Raw genomic sequence first — 23,519 nt, forward strand, 5'->3', positions numbered from 1 at the left:
AACCCTCGACAGGCCAATCCCGGGGTTTTTTCAGTCAAGGCCCACCCCAATCAGGCGCCTATAGTCCCCTCAAATTGAAAAAGGGGATAGTCATTTGCAAAAGAGCCCACTAGGGTAAGCCTTTTCCAGACTGCACTTGCAGATGGGCCTTCGATCTGTAAAGGAATCCGACCATGCGCCTCGCTGCCCTACCGCTGTTGCTTGCCCCTCTGTTGCTGAGCCCATTGGCCCAGGCCGCCGCCCTGAGCGTCTGCACCGAGGCCAGCCCCGAAGGGTTCGACGTGGTGCAATACAACTCGCTGACCACCACCAACGCCTCGGCTGACGTGCTGATGAACCGTCTGGTGGATTTCGACACCGCCAGCGGCAAAGTCGTCGCCAGCCTCGCCGACAGCTGGGAAGTCAGCCCCGACGGCCTGATCTACATCTTCAAATTGCACCCGCAGGTGAAATTCCACCGCACCGAGTACTTCAGCCCGACCCGCGAATTGACCGCCGAAGACGTGAAATTCAGCTTCGATCGTATGCTCGACCCGGCCAACCCATGGCACAAAGTGGCCCAAAGTGGCTTCCCGCATGCGCAATCGATGCAACTGCCGGCACTGATCAAGAAAATCGACGCCCTCGACCCGCTGACCGTGCGTTTCACCCTCGACCACCCGGATTCGACGTTCCTGCCGACCCTCAGCATGGGCTTCGCCTCGATCTATTCGGCCGAATACGCTGACAAACTGCTCAAGGCCGGGACCCCGGAAAAGCTCAACAATCAGCCAATCGGTACCGGCCCGTTTGTCTTCACCCGTTTCCAGAAAGACGCGTCTATCCGCTACAAGGCCAACGCGGACTACTTCGGTGGCAAGCCTTCGGTCGATCCGCTGATCTTCGCCATCACCCCGGACGCCAACGTGCGCTTGCAGAAACTGCGCCGCAACGAGTGCCAGATTGCCTTGTCGCCCAAGCCGCTGGACGTACAAGCCGCGCTGAAAGAGCCGACGCTTAAAGTGGAAAAGACTGACGCCTTCATGACCGCGTTCGTCGCCCTCAACAGCCAGCACCCGCCGCTGGACAAACCCGAAGTGCGCCAAGCGATCAACCTTGCCTTCGATAAGGCCAACTACGTCAAAGCCGTGTTCGAAGACACCGCCGAACCCGCCAGCGGCCCGTATCCGCCCAATACCTGGAGCTACGCCAAAGGCTTGCCGGGCTACCCCCATGACGTTGAGAAAGCCAAGGCGTTGATGGCCAAGGCCGGGCTCAAGGACGGCTTCCAGACCACGATCTGGACTCGCCCATCAGGCAGCCTGTTGAACCCAAATCCGAGCCTGGGCGCCCAGTTGCTGCAATCCGATCTTGCGGAAATCGGCATTCAGGCCGAAATCCGGGTGATCGAATGGGGCGAGCTGATCCGCCGCGCCAAGGCCGGTGAGCACGACATCCTGTTCATGGGTTGGGCCGGCGACAACGGCGATCCGGACAACTTCCTCACCCCGCAGTTTTCCTGCGCGGCGCTCAAGTCCGGGACTAACTTCGCCCGTTACTGCAACCAGGACCTGGACAAGCTGATCAGCGCCGGCAAGACCACCGGCGAGCAAGGTGTACGCACCAAGCTTTACGAACAGGCACAGGCGCAGATCCAACAGCAGGCGCTGTGGTTGCCTTTGGCCCATCCAACGGCTTTCGCCCTGACGCGCAAGGATGTCGAAGGCTACTCGGTCAGCCCGTTTGGGCGGCAGGATTACTCGAAGGTCAACATCAAGTAATCCGCCGTACACAAAACCTGTAGGAGCGAGCCTGCTCGCGATTGCATTCTTTCAGTTACCGTCCAAGTGACTGACACGACGCCATCGCGAGCAGGCTCACTCCCACACTGGATTTGTATTCTCCCTTCAGACCTACATCCACCCATACTCCGCCATCGACAACGGATCGCCGTCGCCGATGATGAAATGGTCGAGCACCCGAACATCGATCAACTCCAGCGCTTTTTGCAGGCGCTTGGTCAGCACCCGATCAGCCTGACTCGGATCAGAATTGCCCGACGGGTGGTTGTGACAGAGGATCAACGCCGCGGCGTTGTTGGCCAAGGCACGCTTGACCACCTCTCGCGGATGAACGCTCGTGTTGTCGATGGAACCGCGAAACAGCGTCTCAAACGTCAGCACCTGATGCTTGGAGTCGAGAAACAGACAACCAAACACCTCATGTGGCTCATGACGCAGCATCGACTTGAGGTACTCGCGAACCGCATGCGGATTTTCCAGTGCCGACTTTTGGCGCGCCCGCTCGGCCAGATGGCGCCTGCTCATTTCTTGAGCAGCCTGCAACTGGGCAAATTTCGCCGGTCCGAGTCCCAACTGCTTGCTGAACGTTTCCTGATCAGCCTCAAGCAGCGAGCGCAGGCTGCCAAATTCACTCAACAGATGTCGCGCCAGATCCACGGCGCTTTTACCCACTACGCCTGTTCGTAAGAAAATCGCCAGCAACTCGGCGTCCGACAGGCTTCCCGAGCCCTGTTCAAGTAACCTCTCCCGCGGCCGCTCAGCCGCCGGCCAATCACGAATACTCATAGCACCTCCCTGTCTGTGGGCGCCGCTGTTCCGTAGCGGTCGCTGTGATATCGTAGCCCATCTTTTTTGCGGGCGAATTCACTCCTGGGGAGGGGGTTTCGCCACGCAGTCATCAACGAAATGAAAGGCAGGCCTATGCAGCGGCTGTATCGGAAACGCATTGTTCTTGGCGTCGGCGGCGGCATCGCCGCCTACAAGAGCGCCGACCTGGTTCGCCGCCTGATGGACCAGGGCGCCGAAGTACGCGTGGTCATGACCCGTGGCGGTGCCGAGTTCATCACCCCGCTGACCATGCAGGCTCTGTCCGGGCACCCTGTGCACCTGGACTTGCTGGACCCGGCAGCCGAAGCCGCCATGGGCCACATCGAACTGGCCAAATGGGCCGATCTGGTATTGATCGCCCCGGCCACTGCGGACTTGATCGCGCGCCTGGCCCAAGGCATCGCCGATGATTTGCTGACCACGCTGGTATTGGCCACAGACGCCGTCGTCGCCGTTGCCCCGGCGATGAACCAGGCCATGTGGCGCGACCCTGCGACCCAAGCCAACCTGCAGACCCTAGAAAGCCGTGAGATCAAGGTCTTCGGCCCGGCCTCCGGCAGCCAGGCCTGCGGCGATGTCGGCCTGGGGCGCATGCTCGAAGCCACCGATCTGGCCCAGCTCGCCGCCGACTGCTTCCAGCGTCAGGCGCTGACCGGCAAACACGTGGTGATTACCGCGGGCCCAACCCAGGAAAACATTGATCCGGTGCGCTACATCACCAACCACAGCTCCGGAAAAATGGGCTTCGCCCTGGCCGAAGCCGCGGTAGAAGCCGGCGCCCGAGTCACCCTGATCAGCGGCCCCGTGCACCTGCCGACACCGGATCGGGTCACGCGCATCGATGTCGTCAGCGCCCGCGACATGCTCGCCGCGTGTGAAGCCGCGATTCCTTGCGACATCTTCATCGCCTCGGCTGCGGTGGCGGATTACCGTCCGGAAGTCGTCGCCCCACAAAAACTCAAGAAAGACCCTACGAGCGGCGACGGCTTTGTCCTGCAAATGGTCCGCAACCCAGACATTCTGGCGAGCATCGCCACGCGCCCCGACCGTCCGTTCAGTGTCGGTTTCGCCGCCGAAACCGAACACCTGCTCGACTACGCTGCCCGCAAGCTGAAAGACAAAAACCTCGATTTGATCGTCGCCAACGACGTCGCCAACCCGAGCATTGGCTTCAACAGCGAAGAAAACGCCTGCAGCGTGATCGACCGTGAGCTTCACGCCACACTTTTCGCCCAGACCAGCAAGAGCAAGATTGCTCGCCAGCTGATCACTTTTATCGCCGAACGTCTGAACCAGGTTTAATTTACATGCACGCTTTGCAAGCCAAGATCCTCGACCCACGCATTGGTACCGAATTCCCGCTGCCACAGTACGCCACGCCAGGCTCCGCCGGCCTCGACCTGCGCGCCATGCTGCAACAGGACACCGTGATCAAACCGGGTGAGACCGTGCTGATCCCCACCGGCCTGTCGGTCTACATTGGCGACCCGAACCTCGCCGCACTGATCCTGCCGCGTTCGGGGATGGGCCATAAGCACGGCATCGTGCTGGGCAACCTGGTGGGCCTGATCGACTCCGACTACCAAGGCCCGCTGATGGTCTCGTGCTGGAACCGTGGCCAGACCGAATTCACCATGCCGGTTGGCGAGCGCCTGGCGCAGTTGGTATTGGTGCCAGTGGTACAGGCTCACTTCGAAATGGTTGAAGAGTTTGTCGAAACCGAGCGTGGCACGGGCGGTTTCGGCCACTCCGGTACCAAATGACCCGGTAAAAACGCTAAACCCTGTAGGACTGCCGCAGGCTGCGATCCTTTGATCTTGAACAGCCAAAATCAAAAGATCGCAGCCTACGGCAGCTCCTACAGGAGAGCGTCTGAATCGAGGTATTGGCCGGTCAAAAAGACGCTGACATTGCTGGCATGGCCCTTTCACACCACGAACTCTCTGTGGAAATCGCCGTCATACCCTTCAGTTTGAACGTGTCGCCAAATGTTTCGGCGACCTGTCCAGCCACTTTCGAGATGGAGCATTGCTACAGATGAGCACCCCCGCCCGCGTCGCCCCCAAGTTCCCCGACAGCATTTTCCGCGCCTATGACATTCGCGGCACCGTGCCGGAGTTTCTGAACGCTGAAACGGCTTACTGGCTCGGTCGCGCCATCGGTGCCCAAACCCTGGCCCAGAATGAACCGAACATTTCCGTTGGCCGTGACGGTCGCCTGTCCGGCCCGGAACTGGTTGAACAATTGATCCAGGGCCTGGCCGACAGCGGTTGTCACGTCAGCGATGTCGGCCTGGTGCCAACGCCTGCGCTGTACTACGCCGCCAACATACTGGCCGGCAAATCCGGCGTGATGCTCACCGGCAGCCACAACCCGTCGAACTACAACGGCTTCAAGATCGTCATCGCTGGCGACACCCTGGCCAACGAACAGATCCAGGCCCTGCACGACCGCCTCAAGACCAACAACCTGAGCAGCGGCCAAGGCAGCATCACCAAAGTCGAGATCCTCGACCGCTACAGCACCGAAATCGTCCAGGACGTCAAACTGGCCCGACGCCTGAAAGTCGTGGTCGACTGCGGCAACGGTGCGGCCGGCGTGATCGCCCCGCAACTGATCGAAGCGCTGAACTGCGAAGTGATCCCCCTGTTCTGTGAAGTCGACGGCAACTTCCCGAACCACCACCCGGACCCGGGCAAGCCTGAAAACCTCGTCGACCTGATTGCCAAGGTCAAGGAAACCAACGCCGATATCGGCCTGGCCTTCGACGGCGACGGCGATCGCGTCGGCGTGGTGACCAACACCGGAAGCATCGTCTTCCCGGACCGCCTGCTGATGCTGTTCGCCCGCGACGTTGTGGCGCGCAACCCGAATGCCGAAATTATCTTCGACGTTAAATGCACCCGTCGCCTGATCCCGCTGATCAAGGAATACGGTGGTCGGCCGCTAATGTGGAAGACCGGTCACTCGTTGATCAAAAAGAAAATGAAACAATCCGGCGCCCTGTTGGCCGGCGAAATGAGCGGGCACATCTTCTTCAAGGAGCGCTGGTTCGGCTTCGACGACGGCATTTACAGCGCCGCGCGGTTGCTGGAGATCCTCAGCAAGGAAAAATCCTCAGCGGAAGAGCTGTTCGCGACCTTCCCGAACGATATTTCTACGCCGGAAATCAATATCCATGTGACCGAAGAGAGCAAATTCAGCATCATTGATGCATTGCACGACGCGACGTGGGGCGAAGGCGCTGACCTGACCACCATCGACGGCGTGCGAGTCGACTATGCCAAAGGCTGGGGCCTGGTTCGCGCCTCCAACACCACACCGGTGCTGGTGCTGCGCTTCGAGGCCGATGACGAGGCTGAATTGCAGCGCATCAAGGACGTTTTCCACGCCCAGTTGAAGCGTGTTGCACCTGATCTCCAACTACCGTTCTGATTCACCCGGAGCCCTGAATGACCCTCGAACGCGAAGCCGCCGCCAACACCGCCAAGGTCCTGTCCGAAGCGCTGCCTTACATTCGCCGCTATGTCGGCAAGACGCTGGTGATCAAATACGGCGGCAACGCGATGGAAAGCGAGGAGCTGAAAACCGGCTTCGCCCGCGACATCGTGCTGATGAAAGCCGTGGGCATCAACCCGGTGGTGGTTCACGGTGGCGGCCCGCAAATCGGTGACCTGCTCAAGCGTCTGTCGATCGAGAGCCATTTCGTCGACGGCATGCGCGTTACCGACGCCGCAACCATGGACGTGGTGGAAATGGTCCTCGGTGGCCAAGTCAACAAGGACATCGTCAACCTGATCAACCGTCATGGTGGCAGCGCCATCGGCCTGACCGGTAAAGACGCCGAGCTGATTCGTGCGAAAAAGCTCACTGTCACCCGCCAGACGCCAGAGATGACCACCCCTGAAATCATCGACATCGGCCATGTGGGCGAAGTGGTCGGCATCAACACCGACCTGCTGAACCTGCTGGTCAAAGGTGATTTCATCCCGGTAATCGCGCCTATCGGCGTCGGCGCCAACGGCGAGTCGTACAACATCAACGCCGACCTGGTAGCCGGTAAAGTCGCCGAAGCGCTGAAAGCCGAGAAGCTGATGCTGCTGACCAACATTGCCGGCCTGATGGACAAGTCGGGCACGGTCCTGACCGGCCTGACGACCCAGCAGGTCGACGATCTGATCGCCGACGGCACCATCTACGGCGGCATGCTGCCGAAGATCCGTTGCGCACTGGAAGCGGTCCAGGGCGGCGTGGGCAGCTCGCTGATCATCGACGGTCGCGTGCCGAACGCGATCCTGCTGGAGATCTTCACTGATACCGGCGTCGGCACCTTGATCAGCAATCGCAAGCGTCCTTAAGCGATAGCGCACACAAAAAGACCCCGCTCAGCCTGGCTGAGCGGGGTCTTTTTTTTGCCTGCGATCCCCGAACATTGCACATCACCTGTGTAGGAGCTGCCGAGGGCTGCGATCCTTTGATCTTAAATCAAAAGATCGCAGCCTTCGGCAGCTCCTACGCGGGAATTGCGACGAGCTCGTTAGACGCCGAACTGAGCGCGGTAGGCTTCCACGGCTGGCAAATGCTGTTTGAGCTGCGGGTCATCCGCCAGGAATTCCAGCACCTGGTTCAGCGAAACGATGCTGATCACCGGAATGCCGAAATCACGCTCCACTTCCTGGATCGCCGACAATTCACCGTTGCCACGCTCCTGCCGGTTCAGGGCAATCAGCACGCCAGTCGCCTTGGCGCCGTCCTGGGAAGCAATGATCTGCATCACTTCTCGGATGGCGGTACCGGCGGTGATCACGTCGTCAATGATCAGCACTTCGCCGGTCAACGGCGCGCCGACCAGGCTGCCGCCTTCGCCGTGGGCCTTGGCTTCCTTGCGGTTGAAGCACCACGGCAAGTCACGGTTGTGATGTTCGGCCAAGGCCACGGCAGTGGTCGCCGCCAAAGGAATGCCTTTGTAGGCAGGACCGAACAGCACGTCGAAGGGAATACCGCTTTCGGCAATGGCGGCGGCGTAGAAACGACCGAGCTGCGCCAGGGCCGAGCCCGAGTTGAACAGGCCGGCATTGAAGAAGTAAGGACTGGTGCGCCCGGACTTCAGGGTGAACTCACCGAAGCGCAAAACGCCGCGATCGATGGCAAAACGAATGAAATCGCGCTGATACGCTTGCATGAAAAAAACCCCAAATACCACGGATTTAGCTAATTAGCTTGACGCCGTGTATCATACACGCACGCGATTTTTGGGGCCATTTATGCGGATCATCAGTGTGAACGTCAATGGTATTCAGGCTGCAGTCGAGCGAGGTTTGCTCAGTTGGCTGCAGGCACAGAATGCCGACGTCATCTGCCTGCAGGACACCCGTGCCTCCGCCTTTGAACTGGACGATCCAGCCTTCCAACTGGATGGATACTTCCTTTATGCCTGCGATGCCGAAGTTCCCGCCCAAGGCGGTGTGGCTTTGTACTCGCGGTTGCAACCGAAGGCTGTCATCAGCGGTCTCGGTTTCGAGACGGCCGACCGCTACGGGCGCTACCTGCAAGCCGATTTCGACAAAGTCAGTATTGCAACCTTGTTGCTTCCATCCGGCATGAACGGCGATGAAGACTTGAACCAGAAGTTCAAGCTCATGGACGACTTCGCCAAGTACCTGGACAAGCAACGGCGCAAACGCCGCGAGTACATTTATTGTGGCTCGCTGTACGTGGCGCAACAGAAGCTGGACATCAAGAACTGGCGCGACAGCCAGCAATCCCCGGGCTTCCTGGCGCCTGAACGCGCCTGGATGGACGAGATTGTCGGCAACATGGGTTATGTCGATGCCCTGCGCGAAGTCAGCCGTGAAGGCGACCAGTACAGCTGGTGGCCGGATAACGAACAGGCCGAAATGCTCAACCTCGGCTGGCGTTTCGACTACCAGATCCTGACCCCGGGCCTGCGCCGCTTCGTACGCAGTGCGCGCCTGCCACGTCAGCCACGGTTCTCGCAGCATGCGCCGCTGATCGTGGACTACGACTGGACGCTGACGATCTAAACGTTTGTCGCGGACAAAAAAATGCCCGTATCGTGAGATACGGGCATTTTTTATGCGCTGAAATCCGTGTTCCGAACTTCAGGCAACGCCAAAGAAGGGTAGCGCAAGGTACAGCTTGATCACAATGACGTTAATGATGTCGATGAAGAACGCGCCAACCATCGGCACGACCAGGAATGCGATCTGCGAAGGGCCGTAACGCTGCGTTACGGCTTGCATGTTAGCGATGGCCGTCGGAGTGGCCCCCAGACCAAAGCCGCAATGCCCTGCCGCCAGTACCGCCGCATCGTAATTACTGCCCATCACTCTGAACGTCACGAATATCGCGAACAGAGCCATGACCAGCGTTTGTGCGGCGAGAATAATGAAGATTGGTAATGCCAGTGCAGCCAGATCCCACAACTTGAGTGACATCAGCGCGATTGCCAGAAACAGCGACAAACTGACATTTCCCAGTACAGAAACTTCGCGCTCAAACACTTGATATAAACCAAGCGCTGAAAGTCCGTTACGCAAAAGCACGCCCACGAACAATACGCAAACGAATGTCGGCAACTCAAATGCAGTTTCGCGGAGCGCGCCATTCAAGAGATTACCTGCCAACAAGCTGACAGCAATCAACGCGAGTGTCTCGATAAACGAAAATGGCGTGATCGAGCGTTCTTTATTCGGCTGCTCAAAGCCCTTTGGTAGCCGTGGCTTATCTTTAGAACAGCCGGGGACTTGTGTGCGCTTGATCAGCAGTCGAGCGACCGGCCCGCCAATCAAACCGCCCAGCACCAAGCCAAACGTGGCAGAAGCCATGGCAAGCTCGGAGGCGGAGGCCAGACCGTACTTTTCACTGAACGTCGCACCCCAGGCAGCGCCCGTGCCGTGACCACCTGCCAACGTCACCGAGCCTGTCAGCAGCCCCATCAGAGGGTCGAGCCCCAATGCCGTTGCAAGCCCGATGCCCATGGCATTCTGAACCACCAACAGACCGGTGACCGCTAATACAAACACCCCCACCACGCGTCCACCTTTCTTCAGGCTGGCGAAGTCTGCACTCAACCCAATGGTGGCGAAAAAAGCCAGCATCAAGGGTGTTTGTAGCGAGGTGTCAAAACGCACTTCAATATCGAACAATCGTAAAACCAATAGAACCAGGGCAACCATAAGGCCGCCCGCGACAGGCTCAGGGATATTGTAAGCACGTAAAAAACCGACACGCGTGACAAGTCCGCGACCCAGTAAGAGTACTAAGGACGCAGCGACGAGCGTTCCATAAAAATCGAGCTGTAACATTGAGATAATCTTGAATGATTCATTCAGGGGCGAACTGTTTACCTGGACACGCCTCTTGAACAGGTTGATTTTCATCAACGCTGACTGTTTTGATTTCAGTATCCGTCAATGGTCTGAATATATCGAAATATTTCTAATAAATATTACTTGGTGGCAACTTTAACAACCGCCCAGCCTCATTGCCAAGGATATAGACTGCAATGCGGATTTACAGTTGTGACCAAAGGTGTAGACATGTAATCGAAGTTGCCTGATGAAATATTTGATAACAAAAAATGCCCCGACAAGTCGGGGCATTTATTAATTGCAGTGCCTGGTTTACTTAATCAAGCGCCATGTGAACGGATACCGATAAGGAAACCCCTCATTGGCCTTCACGCCCGCGATGATCGTCAGCACCAGAGCGCCAATGGCAATCAGGCCAAAGAGGAAGAACCCGATGATCACCACCATCAGCAGGAAGCAAATGGCAGAAGCAATGGCGACGGTAATCTGAAAGTTCAGCGCCTCTTTACCCTGCGCATCGACGAACGGGTCCATCTCGCGCTTCATCTGCCAGAGAATCAACGGGCCGATCAGCGTGCCGAACGGAATCCAGATCCCCAGCAAGGCGGACAAGTGGCAAAACATCGCCCACTGCCGAACTTCTTTGCTCGGCGTGGGAAGCAGCTGTTGCTCGTCACTCATAACGTCCTCCTTGCGTGGAACAATCCGGTCAGTCCGCCAGTGCAGCCTTTTGCAGATCGAAAATCTCGTTCATGCCTTTCTTGGCCAGTTCCAGCATGGCGTTCAGCTCTTCAGGCTGGAACGGCGCGCCTTCGGCAGTGCCCTGAACCTCGATGAAACCGCCCGTGCTGGTCATCACCACGTTGAGGTCAGTCTCGGCAGCCGAGTCTTCCAGGTAGTCGAGGTCGAGTACCGGCTCGCCCTGGTACATGCCAACCGATACCGCACCGATCATTTGCTTGAGCGGGTCGCCGCCTTTCAGGCCGCCACGCTTCTTGATCACTTTCAAGGCGTCGACCAGCGCAACCATGGCGCCGGTGATGGACGCAGTGCGGGTGCCACCGTCAGCCTGGATCACGTCGCAGTCGACGTACAGGGTCACGTCGCCCAGCTTGGACATATCCAGTGCAGCGCGCAGGGAGCGGCCGATCAGGCGCTGGATTTCCAGGGTGCGGCCGCCCTGCTTGCCACGGCTCGCTTCACGCTGGTTACGCTCACCGGTGGCGCGCGGCAGCATGCCGTACTCGGCAGTCAACCAGCCCTGGCCTTGGCCCTTGAGGAAGCGTGGTACGCCGTTTTCGACGCTGACGGTGCAGATGACTTTGGTATCACCGAACTCGACCAGTACAGATCCCTCGGCGTGTTTGGTGTAGTTGCGGGTAATGCGGATCGAGCGGAGCTGATCGGCAGCGCGACCACTTGGACGTTTCATAAGGGATACCTGTACGGGGACGGAAAACTGCGGAGCATTATAGAGCTGCCAGCCACGCGTGGGCACTTCTAAAAAAATCCTCGGACGAGCGAAGGCTCTGAACGGCCCGCGCCCGACGACCTGCAGCCGTTTGTCACACCGTGTGTTTGGGCGCATTGGCGCCACTGCGCTACAATCCTGCGCCTTTGCTGCCAGTCGGCTTTAATTCATTGATATCGGATTGGCGGAGCCTCGGTTCCGCGCCGATCTGCATTGCGAGGTACCTCCATGGTGCACAGCATGACCGCCTTCGCCCGCGTCGAGAAAGCCGGCGTCCAGGGCACCCTGAGCTGGGAGCTGCGCTCGGTCAACAGCCGCTACCTGGAACCGCACCTGCGCCTGCCGGACTCCTTTCGCGACCTCGAAGGCGCCGTTCGTGAAGCCCTGCGCCAGGGCGTATCGCGGGGCAAGCTCGAATGCACCCTGCGCTTCACCGAAGAGAACACCGGCAAAGCGTTGCAGGTTGACCAGGCGCGCGCTGCGCAATTGGTTGCCGCCGCAGAGACAATCGCTAGCCTGATCAAGAATCCAGCCGCGCTGAACCCGCTCGAAGTCCTGGCCTGGCCCGGCGTGCTGGTGGGTGATGCCACCGACCCGCAAGCCTTGAATGCCGAGGCACTGGCCCTGTTCAACCAAGGCCTGAAAGAACTCAAGGCCGGCCGCGAGCGCGAAGGCGCGGAGCTGGCCCGGTTGATCAACGAGCGCCTGACGTCCATTGAAGAGGACGTGGTGACCCTGCGCGAACTGGTTCCGCAAATGCTCGCCACCCAGCGCCAGAAAGTGCTCGACCGTTTCGCCGACATGAAGGCCGAGATGGACCCGCAGCGCCTGGAGCAGGAAATGGTCATGCTCGCGCAAAAAAGCGACGTCGCCGAAGAACTGGATCGCCTGAGCACACACATCATCGAAGTTCGCAGGGTACTCAAATCCGGCGGCGCTGCCGGGCGGCGCCTGGACTTCCTGATGCAGGAACTCAACCGCGAAGCCAACACACTGGGCTCCAAAGCCTTCGACCCGCGCAGCACCCAGGCTGCGGTCAACCTCAAAGTGTTGATCGAGCAGATGCGCGAACAAGTGCAGAATATTGAGTAAGGCAACCCTGACATGACCCACAGCACCGGCACCCTGTACATCATCTCCGCTCCCTCGGGCGCGGGCAAAAGCAGCCTCGTCAAGGCTCTGACCGACGCCAATCCAGAGATCCGCGTCTCGGTTTCCCACACCACCCGCGCCATGCGCCCGGGCGAAGTGGACGGCGTGAACTACAACTTCGTCGCCCGCGAACAGTTCGTGAAGATGATCGAACACGGGGATTTTCTCGAGCGCGCCGAAGTGTTCGGCAACCTCTACGGCACCTCGCAAAGCCATTTGCAGCAGACTCTGGACGAAGGTCACGACCTGATTCTGGAGATCGACTGGCAGGGCGCCGAGCAGGTTCGCAAGCTGATGCCGCAGGCCCGTTCGATCTTCATTCTGCCGCCATCGCTTGAAGCCCTGCATCAGCGCCTGACCAATCGCGGCCAGGACAGCGACGAAATCATCGATGGCCGGATGCGCGAAGCGGTCAGCGAAATGAGCCACTATGTCGACTACGACTACCTGATCATCAACGACGATTTCGCTCACGCACTGCACGATTTGAAGGCGATTTTCCGTGCCAATCAGCTGATTCAGAAGCGTCAGCAGCAGCGCCACGGTAAATTGCTGGCTGAATTGCTCGGTTAAAGAGCACTTCCCAAAACAGCTGCAAGGGCTTTACATTGGCACTTGCAGCGCGTTGAAGGGCTTGATCAAAAAATCAGCGCTTCCCTAATCGCTGGTGATTTTTTAAACTGTTGAGTCCGCTCGCCCATCCGGGCAGCGCGCATATTGCATTTGCTACGAGGAAGACCATGGCCCGCGTAACCGTTGAAGACTGCCTAGAACACGTGGATAACCGCTTTGAGCTGGTCATGCTCTCTACCAAGCGTGCCCGTCAACTGGCCACCGGCGGCAAAGAGCCGAAAGTAGCATGGGAAAACGACAAGCCTACCGTCGTTGCCCTGCGTGAAATCGCTGAAGGCCTGATCGACTACGCAGCTATCGCTGAAGCCGAAATCGTTGAAGATGAACCGCTTTTTGCTGCATTCGAGGACGAGTCCAACGAGGCCGTCTAAGCCTATGCCTGGTCGACGTAGCACGGCGCGGGATCACAGCTTACGGCAGGAGACATTATGCCGAGCATAGACGCCCTCGCCGATCGCTTATCGACCTACCTCGGCAAAGACCAGGTCAACCTGGTCCGCCGAGCGTATTTCTACGCCGAACAAGCCCACGACGGTCAACGCCGCCGTAGCGGTGAGGCGTACGTCACGCATCCTCTTGCCGTGGCCAATATTCTTGCCGACATGCATATGGACCATCAGAGTTTGATGGCGGCCATGCTGCATGACGTGATCGAAGACACCGGTATTGCCAAGGAAGCGCTGCAAGCGCAGTTTGGCGAAACCGTGGCCGAACTGGTCGATGGGGTCAGCAAACTGACCCAGATGAACTTCGAGACCAAGGCCGAAGCCCAAGCCGAAAACTTCCAGAAAATGGCCATGGCCATGGCGCGCGACATCCGCGTGATCCTGGTCAAACTGGCCGACCGCCTGCACAACATGCGCACGCTGGAAGTGCTGTCCGGCGAAAAACGCCGGCGCATCGCCAAGGAAACCCTGGAAATCTATGCGCCCATCGCCAACCGGCTGGGCATGCACGCCATCCGCATAGAATTCGAAGACCTTGGCTTCAAGGCCATGCACCCGATGCGTTCCGCGCGGATCTACCAGGCCGTCAAACGCGCCCGGGGCAACCGCAAGGAAATCGTCAACAAGATCGAAGAATCCCTCAGCCACTGCCTGGCCATCGACGGCATTCAGGGCGAGGTCAGCGGTCGCCAGAAACACCTCTACGGCATCTACAAGAAAATGCGCGGCAAGCGCCGGGCCTTCAACGAGATCATGGACGTCTATGCGTTCCGGATCATCGTCGACAAGGTCGACACCTGCTACCGCGTGCTAGGCGCTGTACATAATTTGTACAAACCGTTGCCGGGGCGCTTCAAGGATTACATCGCGATCCCCAAGGCCAACGGCTATCAATCGCTGCACACCACGCTGTTCGGCATGCACGGCGTACCGATCGAGATCCAGATCCGCACCCGTGAAATGGAAGAGATGGCCAACAACGGCATCGCCGCTCATTGGCTGTACAAATCCAGCGGCGACGAGCAGCCGAAGGGCACTCATGCCCGCGCCCGCCAGTGGGTCAAAGGCGTGCTGGAAATGCAGCAACGCGCTGGCAACTCGCTGGAATTCATCGAAAGCGTGAAGATCGACCTGTTCCCGGACGAGGTCTACGTGTTCACACCCAAAGGCCGGATCATGGAGCTGCCCAAGGGCTCCACGGCGGTCGACTTCGCTTACGCGGTGCACACCGACGTCGGCAACAGCTGCATTGCCTGCCGGATCAACCGTCGCCTCGCGCCGCTGTCCGAACCGCTGCAAAGCGGCTCCACGGTCGAGATCGTCAGCGCTCCCGGCGCCCGGCCGAACCCGGCGTGGCTCAACTTCGTGGTCACCGGCAAGGCACGTACGCACATCCGCCATGCCCTGAAACTGCAACGCCGCTCCGAATCCATCAGCCTGGGCGAACGCCTGCTGAACAAAGTCCTCAACGGCTTTGACAGCTCGCTGGAAAAAATCCCGGCCGAACGGGTCAAGGCGATGCTGGTCGAGTACCGCCTCGAACTGATCGAAGACTTGCTGGAAGACATCGGCCTGGGTAACCGCATGGCCTATGTCGTGGCTCGTCGACTGCTGGGCGAAGGCGAACAGTTGCCAAGCCCGGAAGGCCCGCTGGCGATTCGCGGCACCGAAGGTCTGGTGCTCAGCTACGCCAAGTGCTGCACGCCGATCCCGGGCGACCCGATTGTCGGCCACCTGTCTGCGGGCAAAGGCATGGTCGTGCACCTGGACAACTGCCGCAACATCAGCGAAATCCGCCACAACCCGGAAAAATGCATCCAGCTCTCGTGGGCCAAGGATGTCACCGGCGAATTCAACGTCGAACTGCGCGTCGAGCTGGAACACCAGCGCGGCCTGATCGCCCTGCTGGCCAGCAGCGTCAACGCGGCCGACGGCAATATCGAGAAAATCAGCATGGATGAACGCGATGGTCGCATCAGCGTGGTCCAGTTGGTGGTCAGCGTGCACGACCGCGTGCACCTGGCCCGTGTGATCAAGAAACTGCGTGCACTGACCGGGGTGATTCGCATCACCCGCATGCGCGCCTAAGCCCGTCCTTACAAGGAGTCCTAAATGACCAAGACTGTTATCACCAGCGACAAGGCCCCGGCCGCCATCGGTACTTATTCCCAGGCGATCAAGGCTGGCAACACCGTTTACATGTCGGGTCAGATTCCTCTGGACCCAAAAACCATGGAACTGGTTGAAGGCTTCGAAGCCCAGACCGTTCAGGTCTTCGAGAACCTCAAAGCCGTGGCTGAAGCCGCCGGCGGTTCGTTCAAAGACATCGTCAAACTGAACATCTTCCTCACCGACCTGAGCCACTTCGCCAAGGTCAACGAGATCATGGGCAAGTACTTCGATCAGCCTTACCCAGCCCGTGCCGCCATCGGCGTAGCAGCCCTGCCAAAGGGTTCGCAGGTTGAAATGGATGCCATCCTGGTCATCGAGTAATGCGTGCGGCGCAGCCTCAGGCTGCGCCAACGGCTCTGCTGTAAAGAAAGCTTGAAAGGATTCCACCCATGCGCAAAGCGCTTGCTCTCTCGCTGCTCGCCCTGTTCTTGGGCGGATGTGCCAGCGACCCTGCCGACCGTGATATCAGCGGCACCTGGATCAACCAGGTGGCGATTGACGCTGCATCCAAAGGTGTTCCCCTGCGCGAAGCGCTCCAGGCTTATGGCCCGAACCTGGAATGGGACGTCAACACCAAGGCCGGTCAGGCCCGTTACACCAATGGCTTTGAAAATGTCGAAGGCAAGCTGCTGGGCGAACAGTCCGGTGCCTGGAAAGTCGACTTCTATGGCAGCTCCGCCAGCGAACTCAAGCGTGACGGCAAACAACTGAGCCAGGCCGCCAGCGACAACGAGCCGGAGCAAGTCTTCGACCGTGCGCTGATCCCGGTGCCGGATGGCGCGCCGCTGGGAGCCAGCTTCGAGCGGGCACTGTATGCCGCTTATCTGGGCGGCAGCTGGAAAGTCGTCAGCGGCCCCGGCGAAGGCGGCACGGTGCAATTCCAGGCCGACGGCCAGGTGACCGGTTTGCCGGGCAGCGATCGCTACGCGTTGTGCCTGGCGGGCGATTGCGCCTCCATGAGCGGCGGCAACGACAACATGTGGCTGCAACTCAATGGCCAAGGCAATGCCTGGATCTTTGCGCGCAAGGGTAAAGAACTGGAAATCTTCCAGACCGTAAACACCGCCCAAGCGGACGAGATGCCTTCGTTCACGCCGGGTGACCGCAAGTGGTTGCTGGAAAAGCAGTGACCCATTGAAAAGATCGCAGCCTTCGGCAGTTCCTGCAGGTGTATGCATGACCCTGTAGAAGCTGCCGAAGGCCGCGATCTTTTGCTTTCAGCTCCCTTCGAGAATCGCCGCATAACCTTCACGAAAGCTCGGATACTTCGGCGTCCAGCCCAACGCTTTCGCCCGCGCATTACTGCAACGCTTGCTGCCCGTGCGGCGCACGCTGGCGTCATCGGCCCAGTCTGTCACGCCCAGATACTCGCGCAACCAACCCACCACATCGGCCAACGCGGCTGGCGCGTCATCCACACCGATGTAGATATCCTCCAGCTTCACCCCGCGCCGATCCGCTTCAAGCAGGCATGCCATCAACCCTGCTGCATCATCAGCATGAATCCGGTTGGCGTACAGAGGAGGATCGACCGCCACGCGATACCCGCGACGCACCTGGGTCAGCAACCATTCGCGGCCAGGCCCGTAAATACCGGTCAGCCGCACAATGCTGGCGGGAATGCCGCTGTTGAGGGCGATCTGTTCGGCTTCCAGCATAACGCGTCCTGAGTAGCTGGACGCCACAGCTGGCGAAGTCTCATCAACCCACTCGCCCTCTTGCTGGCCGTAAACGCTGCTGCTGGACACGAACAGCACGCGATTAGGCACCTGGCCATAATCGCCCAGCCACTCCAGCACATGCTGCAAACCCTGAATGTAAGCGGCTCGGTAGCCGTCTTCATCGTGATCGGTGGCGGCGGCGCAGTACACCAGGTAATCCACCGCACCGATCGGCCAGGTCGGCGGGCACTCCTTGTTGAACAAGTCACCGGCCACGCCAATGACGCCCTTGGGCAGGCGTGAAACGTCGCGCCGCAAGCCGTGGACCTCCCAGCCCGAAGCCAACAATTGCGTGGCCAGGCGGCTGCCAACATCACCGCAACCGGCGATCAAAACAGAAGGCGCGGACATCAGAAAACTCCCCTTGGAAACGGACAGACTAGCGCCGGCAATGGACGAGCGGCTAGCAATGCAGGAAAAAAAGATACTCTATTACTTTTGTTAACAAGAATTACTTGCAATAATACGTGCCACTTTTGTTCTCGGCCTTTCGAGGCCTGGAAGAACATCACCCGTTTTTTTCTCTCAGGTCCGGCCAGCATGACACGCAATCAATTCCCCGCTTCGCCAACCAAACGACCTCGCGCCTGGAGCGCAGTGGCCGCCCTGCTGCTCAGCCTCATGCTGGCACCGATCAGCGCCTTCGCTGACGCCCAAGCGCCAGCCACCCCGGCCGCCGCCGCTGCGCCAGCCGACCACGCTGCTCCGGCAGTGGCCCCGGCTGCGACCGATCCGGCCCAGGCCGTACCGGCAGACGCACTCGGTGAAGACGCTCCTGAAGTCCTCGAAGCCGATAATACACTGGGCATGGCCCATGACTTGTCGCCGTGGGGCATGTATCAGAACGCCGACATCATCGTAAAAGCCGTCATGATCGGCCTGGCCATCGCCTCGATCATCACCTGGACCATCTGGATCGCCAAGGGCTTCGAGCTGATGGGCGCCAAGCGTCGTCTGCGTACCGAAATCGTCCACCTGAAAAAAGCCGCCACGCTTAAAGAAGCCAGTGCCTCGGCGACCAAGCCTGGCACCCTCGCCAATCTGCTGGTCCACGACGCCCTGGAAGAAATGCATTTGTCGGCCAGCGCCCGCGAGAAAGAAGGCATCAAGGAGCGCGTGGCTTTCCGTCTTGAGCGCCTGGTAGCAGCTTGTGGTCGCAACATGAGCAGCGGCACCGGCGTACTCGCCACCATCGGTTCGACTGCGCCGTTCGTTGGTCTGTTCGGCACCGTATGGGGCATCATGAACAGCTTCATCGGCATCGCCAAAACCCAGACCACCAACCTCGCCGTTGTGGCACCCGGCATTGCCGAAGCCCTGCTGGCCACTGCACTGGGTCTGGTCGCGGCGATTCCTGCGGTCGTGATCTATAACGTGTTCGCCCGCTCCATCACCGGTTACAAGGCGCAGGTTGCCGACGCGTCGGCAGAAGTCCTGCTGCTGGTCAGCCGCGACCTCGATCACCAGCCTGAGCGCAGCTCGCAACCGCACATGGTGAAAGTGGGGTAATCGGCCATGGGCCTGCATTTGAAAGAAGGCGCAGACGACGATCTGGCCGAGAACCACGAAATCAACGTTACGCCGTTCATCGACGTAATGCTGGTGCTGTTGATCATCTTCATGGTGGCAGCTCCGCTGGCCACCGTGGACATCAAGGTTGACCTGCCCGCCTCCACCGCCAAACCGGCACCGCGGCCAGAGAAACCGGTGTTCCTCAGCGTCAAGGCTGACCAACGCCTGTTCCTTGGCGAAGACGAAGTGAAAGCCGAAGCACTTGGCGCCACACTCGACGCCAAGACCCAAGGCAAAAAAGACACGACGATCTTCTTCCAGGCTGATAAAGGCGTGAATTACGGCGACCTGATGAGCGTGATGGACAACCTGCGCTCAGCCGGTTACCTGAAGGTCGGCCTGGTCGGACTCGAGACGGCAGTCAAGAAATGATCACAACGCGCCAAAAGCTGACGCGTTATAGCGGGAGCCTGGCCGTGGTGCTGGGCGTCCATGCGCTGGCCATTGTGCTGGCGCTGAACTGGACGTCACGCCCACCCATCGAGCTGCCGCCACAAGCGATGATGGTCGAGCTGGCGCCGGTTCCGGCCCCGCCACCGCCGGCACCGCCGAAGGTCATAACGCCGCCACAGCCACCGGCACCGGTGGAAGAACTGCCTATACCGAAGCTGGCCGAAGCGCCGAAAGCCGAGATTGCGGTGCCCAAGCCGAAGCCACCCAAGCCAAAGCCGAAACCGCCCAAGCCGGTAGAGAAAAAGCCTGAGCCGCCGAAGGAAAAACCGTCCGAGGAAAAACCGAGCGACACGCAACCGACCCAGGCTCCGACGGAGAAATCCGCTCAGCCCGCGCCAGGCCCTTCGCCTGCCCAAGTAGCCGCCAAGGCCAGTTGGGAAGGTACGCTGCTCGCGCATTTGGCCAAGTACAAAAAGTACCCGGCCAGCGCGCAATCGCGGGGCAAGGAAGGCTTGAACCGTCTGCGCTTTGTCGTGGATGCCGAAGGCAATGTGTTGTCTTTCGAACTGGTGGGCCGCTCCGGCAACGCTGATCTCGACCGGGCTACCCTGGACATGATCCGCCGCGCCCAGCCGCTGCCCAAGCCACCGGCCGACATGCTGAACAACGGCTCTATCGAAATCGTTGCACCGTTTGTTTACTCGCTGGAAAAACGCCGCCGCTAAAATGTGGGAGCTCGCTCCCACAGCAGTTCTTGCCAGCAGGAACGTCGCGCTCCAAACCAAAAAGGCACCGAAAGGTGCCTTTTGCATATCTGGAAACGGCAAACACGCATTGCCCGGTGTCACTCAACACATACTGTCTGATAACGTGCGTCTATCGATTGCAGCCGGTATGCTTGGCCCGCAACTTCATGGACGCTTGCTATGACTCTTACAGAATTACGCTACATCGTTACCCTCGCCCAAGAGCAGCACTTCGGCCACGCGGCCGAGCGTTGCCACGTCAGTCAACCGACCCTGTCGGTGGGCGTGAAAAAGCTTGAAGACGAACTCGGTGTGCTGATTTTCGAGCGCAGCAAAAGCGCCGTGCGCCTGACCCCCGTTGGCGAAGGCATCGTGGCCCAGGCGCAAAAGGTTCTGGAACAGGCCCAAGGCATTCGCGAGCTGGCACAAGCCGGCAAGAACCAGCTGACCGCGCCACTGAAAGTCGGTGCGATCTACACCGTCGGCCCGTACCTGTTCCCGCACCTGATTCCGCAACTGCACCGGGTTGCCCCGCAGATGCCGTTGTACATCGAAGAAAACTTCACCCACGTACTGCGCGACAAACTGCGCAACGGCGAGCTCGACGCGATCATCATCGCCCTGCCGTTCAGCGAAGCCGACGTGCTGACTCTGCAGCTCTACGACGAGCCTTTCTACGTCCTGATGCCGGCTCAGCACCCGTGGACGCAAAAGGAATCCATCGACGCCAGCCTGCTCAACGACAAGAGCCTGCTGCTGCTCGGTGAAGGCCACTGTTTCCGCGATCAAGTGCTGGAAGCCTGCCCGACCCTGACCAAAGGCAACGACGGCGCCAAGCACACCACGGTTGAATCCAGCTCTCTGGAAACCATACGCCACATGGTCGCCTCGGGCCTTGGGATTTCGATCCTGCCGCTGTCGGCGGTCGATAGCCATCACTACGCCCCCGGCGTGATCGAGGTTCGCCCGCTCTCGGCACCGGTTCCTTTCCGAACTGTAGCCATTGCCTGGCGCGCGAGTTTCCCGCGTCCGAAGGCCATCGAGATCCTCGCGGACTCCATTCGCCTGTGCTCGGTGGCTAAGCCCGCCGCACCGGTAACGGCCGGTTAAGCCAACGCCATGACTGAGTTGTCGCAAGTGTCGGTGACGGCACTCAAGGGTGTCGGCGAAGCCATGGCCGAGAAGCTGGCCAAGGTCGGCCTGGAGAATCTTCAGGACGTGCTGTTTCACCTGCCGTTGCGCTATCAGGATCGCACCCGCGTAGTGCCGATTGGTGCGCTGCGCCCGGGGCAGGACGCCGTGGTCGAAGGCACCGTCAGCGGTGCCGACGTGGTCATGGGCCGTCGTCGTAGCCTGGTGGTGCGCCTGCAGGACGGCACCGGCGGGCTCAGCCTGCGCTTCTACCATTTCAGCAACGCGCAGAAAGAAGGCCTTAAACGCGGCACGCGGGTCCGCTGCTACGGCGAAGCGCGGCCCGGTGCCTCGGGGCTGGAAATCTACCACCCGGAATACCGCGCCATCACCGGCGACGAGCCGCCGCCCGTGGATGAAACCCTGACCCCGGTGTACCCGCTCACCGAAGGCCTGACGCAGCAGCGCTTGCGCCAACTGTGCATGCAAACCCTGACCTTGCTCGGCCCCAGCAGCCTCCCCGACTGGCTTCCCAAGGAACTGGCGCGCGATTACCAACTGGCGCCGCTGGCCGATGCGATCCGCTACCTGCACAACCCGCCAGCCGATGCCGATGTCGACGAGCTCGCACTCGGTCATCACTGGGCGCAACACCGCTTGGCTTTCGAAGAGCTTCTGACCCATCAACTGTCCCAGCAGCGCCTGCGCGAAAGCATGCGTTCGCTGCGCGCGCCAGCGATGCCGAAAGCCACAAAACTGCCGGCCAAATACCTGGCCAATCTTGGCTTCAACCCCACCGGTGCGCAGCAACGGGTCGGCAATGAAATTGCCTACGACCTCAGCCAGCACGAGCCGATGCTACGGCTGATTCAGGGCGACGTGGGCGCGGGTAAAACCGTGGTCGCCGCCCTCGCCGCACTTCAGGCATTGGAGGCGGGTTATCAGGTCGCGCTGATGGCGCCCACCGAGATTCTTGCCGAGCAGCACTTCATCACGTTCAAGCGCTGGCTCGAACCGCTGGGCATCGAAGTCGCGTGGCTGGCCGGCAAGCTCAAGGGCAAAAACCGCGTGGCCGCGCTGGAACAAATCGCCGGCGGCGCGCCGATGGTGGTTGGCACCCACGCCCTGTTCCAGGACGAAGTACAGTTCAAGAACCTGGCGCTGGTGATCATCGACGAACAACACCGCTTCGGCGTGCAGCAGCGATTAGCGCTGCGGCAGAAAGGCGTCGGCGGGCGCATGTGCCCGCACCAATTGATCATGACCGCCACGCCAATCCCGCGCACGCTGGCCATGAGCGCTTACGCTGATCTCGACACCTCGATCCTCGACGAGTTGCCACCCGGCCGAACCCCGGTCAACACCGTATTGATCACCGACACCCGACGTGTCGAAGTCATCGAACGAGTGCGCAGCGCCTGCGCCGAAGGGCGTCAGGCCTACTGGGTGTGCACGCTGATTGAAGAGTCCGAAGAGCTGACCTGCCAAGCGGCGGAAACCACCTATGAAGACCTCACCGCCGCCCTCGGCGAATTGAAAGTCGGCTTGATCCACGGCCGCATGAAGCCTGTGGAAAAAGCCGCGGTGATGGCCGAGTTCAAGGCCGGCAACCTGCAACTGCTGGTGGCCACCACGGTGATCGAAGTCGGTGTGGACGTACCCAACGCCAGCCTGATGATCATCGAAAACCCCGAGCGCCTGGGCCTCGCACAACTGCACCAGTTGCGCGGTCGCGTCGGTCGCGGCAGCGCCGCCAGCCACTGCGTGTTGCTTTACCATCCGCCGCTGTCACAGATCGGTCGCCAGCGCCTGGGCATCATGCGTGAAACCAACGATGGCTTTGTCATCGCCGAAAAAGACCTCGAACTGCGCGGCCCCGGCGAAATGCTCGGCACGCGGCAGACTGGTCTGCTTCAGTTCAAGGTCGCCGACCTGATGCGCGATGCCGATTTACTGCCCGCGGTGCGCGATGCCGCGCAAGCCTTGCTCGAACGCTGGCCCGACCACGTCAGCCCGCTACTCGACCGCTGGTTGCGCCATGGGCAGCAATACGGCCAAGTGTGAGCACGGTCGCAGTTTCTATCAGCTCGTTCCTACAGAGCTGGTTATACTCCTGCAATTGTTTTGAAACGGATACAG

22 protein-coding genes and 1 pseudogene are annotated in these 23,519 nt (G+C 59.9%); 17 read left to right on the forward strand and 6 right to left on the reverse strand.

The genetic code is table 11. The annotated features are described in order from the left end of the window. The first annotated feature begins 173 nt into the window (after positions 1-173). Positions 174-1,760, forward strand: coding sequence for an ABC transporter substrate-binding protein (locus KVG88_RS16305; protein WP_217872025.1), 1,587 nt, complete (start codon positions 174-176; stop codon positions 1,758-1,760). Positions 1,761-1,892: 132 nt separating this feature from the next. Here KVG88_RS16305 and radC read toward each other — a convergent pair whose 3' ends face one another. Beyond that, on the reverse strand, positions 1,893-2,567 hold the full coding sequence (gene radC / locus KVG88_RS16310; protein ID WP_150702380.1) for a RadC family protein: 675 nt from the start codon (positions 2,565-2,567) through the stop codon (positions 1,893-1,895). A gap of 135 nt (positions 2,568-2,702) precedes the next feature. Between radC and coaBC the strand changes: the two genes are divergently transcribed. From coaBC to argB, 4 genes and pseudogenes are all read left to right on the forward strand, one after another. Further along, a complete protein-coding gene (coaBC, locus tag KVG88_RS16315; RefSeq protein WP_150702379.1) occupies positions 2,703-3,911 on the forward strand; it encodes a bifunctional phosphopantothenoylcysteine decarboxylase/phosphopantothenate--cysteine ligase CoaBC in 1,209 nt (402 codons plus the stop codon). Between the two features lie 5 nt (positions 3,912-3,916). Further along, complete coding sequence (gene dut, locus KVG88_RS16320) at positions 3,917-4,372, forward strand: dUTP diphosphatase (protein ID WP_150702378.1); 456 nt, start codon at positions 3,917-3,919, stop codon at positions 4,370-4,372. Between the two features lie 295 nt (positions 4,373-4,667). Then, positions 4,668-6,044, forward strand: a pseudogene (locus KVG88_RS16325) (phosphomannomutase/phosphoglucomutase); the annotation flags it as partial. Positions 6,045-6,061: 17 nt separating this feature from the next. Beyond that, on the forward strand, positions 6,062-6,967 hold the full coding sequence (gene argB / locus KVG88_RS16330; RefSeq protein ID WP_008047078.1) for an acetylglutamate kinase: 906 nt from the start codon (positions 6,062-6,064) through the stop codon (positions 6,965-6,967). A 179-nt stretch (positions 6,968-7,146) separates the two neighbouring features. Here the strand turns inward: argB and pyrE are convergent, their stop codons facing one another. Beyond that, complete coding sequence (pyrE, locus tag KVG88_RS16335) at positions 7,147-7,791, reverse strand: orotate phosphoribosyltransferase (protein ID WP_217872026.1); 645 nt, start codon at positions 7,789-7,791, stop codon at positions 7,147-7,149. Positions 7,792-7,873: 82 nt separating this feature from the next. On the opposite strand from pyrE, the gene crc reads away from it, so the two are divergent. Continuing rightward, on the forward strand, positions 7,874-8,653 hold the full coding sequence (gene crc / locus KVG88_RS16340; protein ID WP_008062840.1) for a catabolite repression control protein Crc: 780 nt from the start codon (positions 7,874-7,876) through the stop codon (positions 8,651-8,653). A 78-nt stretch (positions 8,654-8,731) separates the two neighbouring features. On the opposite strand, the gene gltS is transcribed toward crc, so the two are convergent. The 3 genes from gltS to rph form a co-directional block, all read right to left on the reverse strand. Next, positions 8,732-9,937: a sodium/glutamate symporter gene (gene gltS, locus KVG88_RS16345; protein ID WP_150702406.1), complete on the reverse strand. Its 1,206-nt coding sequence runs from the start codon at positions 9,935-9,937 to the stop codon at positions 8,732-8,734. Between the two features lie 318 nt (positions 9,938-10,255). Beyond that, entirely contained in the window at positions 10,256-10,624 is a 369-nt protein-coding gene (locus KVG88_RS16350) for a DUF4870 domain-containing protein (protein WP_217872027.1), read from the reverse strand. 28 nt (positions 10,625-10,652) lie between these two features. Further along, positions 10,653-11,375, reverse strand: a complete 723-nt coding sequence (gene rph / locus KVG88_RS16355; protein ID WP_047535109.1) for a ribonuclease PH — start codon at positions 11,373-11,375, stop codon at positions 10,653-10,655. Between the two features lie 267 nt (positions 11,376-11,642). Between rph and KVG88_RS16360 the strand changes: the two genes are divergently transcribed. The 6 genes from KVG88_RS16360 to KVG88_RS16385 all read left to right on the forward strand — a co-directional run bounded on the left by KVG88_RS16360 (position 11,643) and on the right by KVG88_RS16385 (position 16,947). Beyond that, on the forward strand, positions 11,643-12,506 hold the full coding sequence (locus KVG88_RS16360; RefSeq protein WP_150702375.1) for a YicC/YloC family endoribonuclease: 864 nt from the start codon (positions 11,643-11,645) through the stop codon (positions 12,504-12,506). Between the two features lie 12 nt (positions 12,507-12,518). Beyond that, positions 12,519-13,139 carry a guanylate kinase gene (gene gmk / locus KVG88_RS16365; protein WP_150702374.1) on the forward strand — a complete coding sequence of 207 codons (621 nt, stop codon included), beginning with the start codon at positions 12,519-12,521 and terminating at the stop codon, positions 13,137-13,139. A 167-nt stretch (positions 13,140-13,306) separates the two neighbouring features. Then, a complete protein-coding gene (rpoZ, locus tag KVG88_RS16370; RefSeq protein ID WP_007921129.1) occupies positions 13,307-13,570 on the forward strand; it encodes a DNA-directed RNA polymerase subunit omega in 264 nt (87 codons plus the stop codon). Between the two features lie 57 nt (positions 13,571-13,627). Further along, positions 13,628-15,733, forward strand: coding sequence for a bifunctional GTP diphosphokinase/guanosine-3',5'-bis pyrophosphate 3'-pyrophosphohydrolase (gene spoT / locus KVG88_RS16375; RefSeq protein ID WP_008047084.1), 2,106 nt, complete (start codon positions 13,628-13,630; stop codon positions 15,731-15,733). 24 nt (positions 15,734-15,757) lie between these two features. Next, complete coding sequence (locus KVG88_RS16380; protein WP_003229509.1) at positions 15,758-16,138, forward strand: RidA family protein; 381 nt, start codon at positions 15,758-15,760, stop codon at positions 16,136-16,138. A 68-nt stretch (positions 16,139-16,206) separates the two neighbouring features. Further along, complete coding sequence (locus KVG88_RS16385) at positions 16,207-16,947, forward strand: hypothetical protein (protein WP_217872028.1); 741 nt, start codon at positions 16,207-16,209, stop codon at positions 16,945-16,947. Positions 16,948-17,034: 87 nt separating this feature from the next. On the opposite strand, the gene KVG88_RS16390 is transcribed toward KVG88_RS16385, so the two are convergent. Beyond that, positions 17,035-17,889, reverse strand: coding sequence for an SDR family oxidoreductase (locus KVG88_RS16390; RefSeq protein WP_217872029.1), 855 nt, complete (start codon positions 17,887-17,889; stop codon positions 17,035-17,037). Between the two features lie 189 nt (positions 17,890-18,078). Here KVG88_RS16390 and exbB point away from each other — a divergent pair, with 189 nt between their 5' ends. From exbB to recG, 5 genes are all read left to right on the forward strand, one after another. Then, a complete protein-coding gene (gene exbB / locus KVG88_RS16395; RefSeq protein WP_217872030.1) occupies positions 18,079-19,047 on the forward strand; it encodes a tonB-system energizer ExbB in 969 nt (322 codons plus the stop codon). A 6-nt stretch (positions 19,048-19,053) separates the two neighbouring features. Continuing rightward, positions 19,054-19,482, forward strand: a complete 429-nt coding sequence (gene exbD, locus KVG88_RS16400) for a TonB system transport protein ExbD (protein WP_217872031.1) — start codon at positions 19,054-19,056, stop codon at positions 19,480-19,482. After that, positions 19,479-20,228: an energy transducer TonB family protein gene (locus tag KVG88_RS16405; RefSeq protein WP_217872032.1), complete on the forward strand. Its 750-nt coding sequence runs from the start codon at positions 19,479-19,481 to the stop codon at positions 20,226-20,228. Before exbD ends, KVG88_RS16405 begins: the two co-directional genes overlap by 4 nt. 201 nt (positions 20,229-20,429) lie before the next feature. Beyond that, on the forward strand, positions 20,430-21,359 hold the full coding sequence (locus KVG88_RS16410) for a hydrogen peroxide-inducible genes activator (RefSeq protein WP_056854177.1): 930 nt from the start codon (positions 20,430-20,432) through the stop codon (positions 21,357-21,359). Positions 21,360-21,368: 9 nt separating this feature from the next. After that, the gene (gene recG / locus KVG88_RS16415) at positions 21,369-23,444 is read left to right on the forward strand and encodes an ATP-dependent DNA helicase RecG (protein ID WP_217872033.1); all 2,076 of its coding nucleotides are present in this window, start codon (positions 21,369-21,371) and stop codon (positions 23,442-23,444) included. The last annotated feature ends 75 nt before the right edge of the window (positions 23,445-23,519 follow it).

This window comes from Pseudomonas azerbaijanoccidentalis (assembly GCF_019145495.1).
GTDB lineage: Bacteria > Pseudomonadota > Gammaproteobacteria > Pseudomonadales > Pseudomonadaceae > Aquipseudomonas > Aquipseudomonas azerbaijanoccidentalis.

Excerpts from the sequence above, each read along its gene's own strand:
- KVG88_RS16305 (WP_217872025.1), top strand. The coding sequence starts at position 174 with ATGCGCCTCGCTGCCCTACCGCTGTTGCTTGCCCCTCTGTTGCTGAGC.
- radC (WP_150702380.1), bottom strand. The coding sequence starts at position 2,567 with ATGAGTATTCGTGATTGGCCGGCGGCTGAGCGGCCGCGGGAGAGGTTA.
- coaBC (WP_150702379.1), top strand. The coding sequence starts at position 2,703 with ATGCAGCGGCTGTATCGGAAACGCATTGTTCTTGGCGTCGGCGGCGGC.
- dut (WP_150702378.1), top strand. The coding sequence starts at position 3,917 with ATGCACGCTTTGCAAGCCAAGATCCTCGACCCACGCATTGGTACCGAA.
- argB (WP_008047078.1), top strand. The coding sequence starts at position 6,062 with ATGACCCTCGAACGCGAAGCCGCCGCCAACACCGCCAAGGTCCTGTCC.
- pyrE (WP_217872026.1), bottom strand. The coding sequence starts at position 7,791 with ATGCAAGCGTATCAGCGCGATTTCATTCGTTTTGCCATCGATCGCGGC.
- crc (WP_008062840.1), top strand. The coding sequence starts at position 7,874 with ATGCGGATCATCAGTGTGAACGTCAATGGTATTCAGGCTGCAGTCGAG.
- gltS (WP_150702406.1), bottom strand. The coding sequence starts at position 9,937 with ATGTTACAGCTCGATTTTTATGGAACGCTCGTCGCTGCGTCCTTAGTA.
- KVG88_RS16350 (WP_217872027.1), bottom strand. The coding sequence starts at position 10,624 with ATGAGTGACGAGCAACAGCTGCTTCCCACGCCGAGCAAAGAAGTTCGG.
- rph (WP_047535109.1), bottom strand. The coding sequence starts at position 11,375 with ATGAAACGTCCAAGTGGTCGCGCTGCCGATCAGCTCCGCTCGATCCGC.
- KVG88_RS16360 (WP_150702375.1), top strand. The coding sequence starts at position 11,643 with ATGGTGCACAGCATGACCGCCTTCGCCCGCGTCGAGAAAGCCGGCGTC.
- gmk (WP_150702374.1), top strand. The coding sequence starts at position 12,519 with ATGACCCACAGCACCGGCACCCTGTACATCATCTCCGCTCCCTCGGGC.
- rpoZ (WP_007921129.1), top strand. The coding sequence starts at position 13,307 with ATGGCCCGCGTAACCGTTGAAGACTGCCTAGAACACGTGGATAACCGC.
- spoT (WP_008047084.1), top strand. The coding sequence starts at position 13,628 with ATGCCGAGCATAGACGCCCTCGCCGATCGCTTATCGACCTACCTCGGC.
- KVG88_RS16380 (WP_003229509.1), top strand. The coding sequence starts at position 15,758 with ATGACCAAGACTGTTATCACCAGCGACAAGGCCCCGGCCGCCATCGGT.
- KVG88_RS16385 (WP_217872028.1), top strand. The coding sequence starts at position 16,207 with ATGCGCAAAGCGCTTGCTCTCTCGCTGCTCGCCCTGTTCTTGGGCGGA.
- KVG88_RS16390 (WP_217872029.1), bottom strand. The coding sequence starts at position 17,889 with ATGTCCGCGCCTTCTGTTTTGATCGCCGGTTGCGGTGATGTTGGCAGC.
- exbB (WP_217872030.1), top strand. The coding sequence starts at position 18,079 with ATGACACGCAATCAATTCCCCGCTTCGCCAACCAAACGACCTCGCGCC.
- exbD (WP_217872031.1), top strand. The coding sequence starts at position 19,054 with ATGGGCCTGCATTTGAAAGAAGGCGCAGACGACGATCTGGCCGAGAAC.
- KVG88_RS16405 (WP_217872032.1), top strand. The coding sequence starts at position 19,479 with ATGATCACAACGCGCCAAAAGCTGACGCGTTATAGCGGGAGCCTGGCC.
- KVG88_RS16410 (WP_056854177.1), top strand. The coding sequence starts at position 20,430 with ATGACTCTTACAGAATTACGCTACATCGTTACCCTCGCCCAAGAGCAG.
- recG (WP_217872033.1), top strand. The coding sequence starts at position 21,369 with ATGACTGAGTTGTCGCAAGTGTCGGTGACGGCACTCAAGGGTGTCGGC.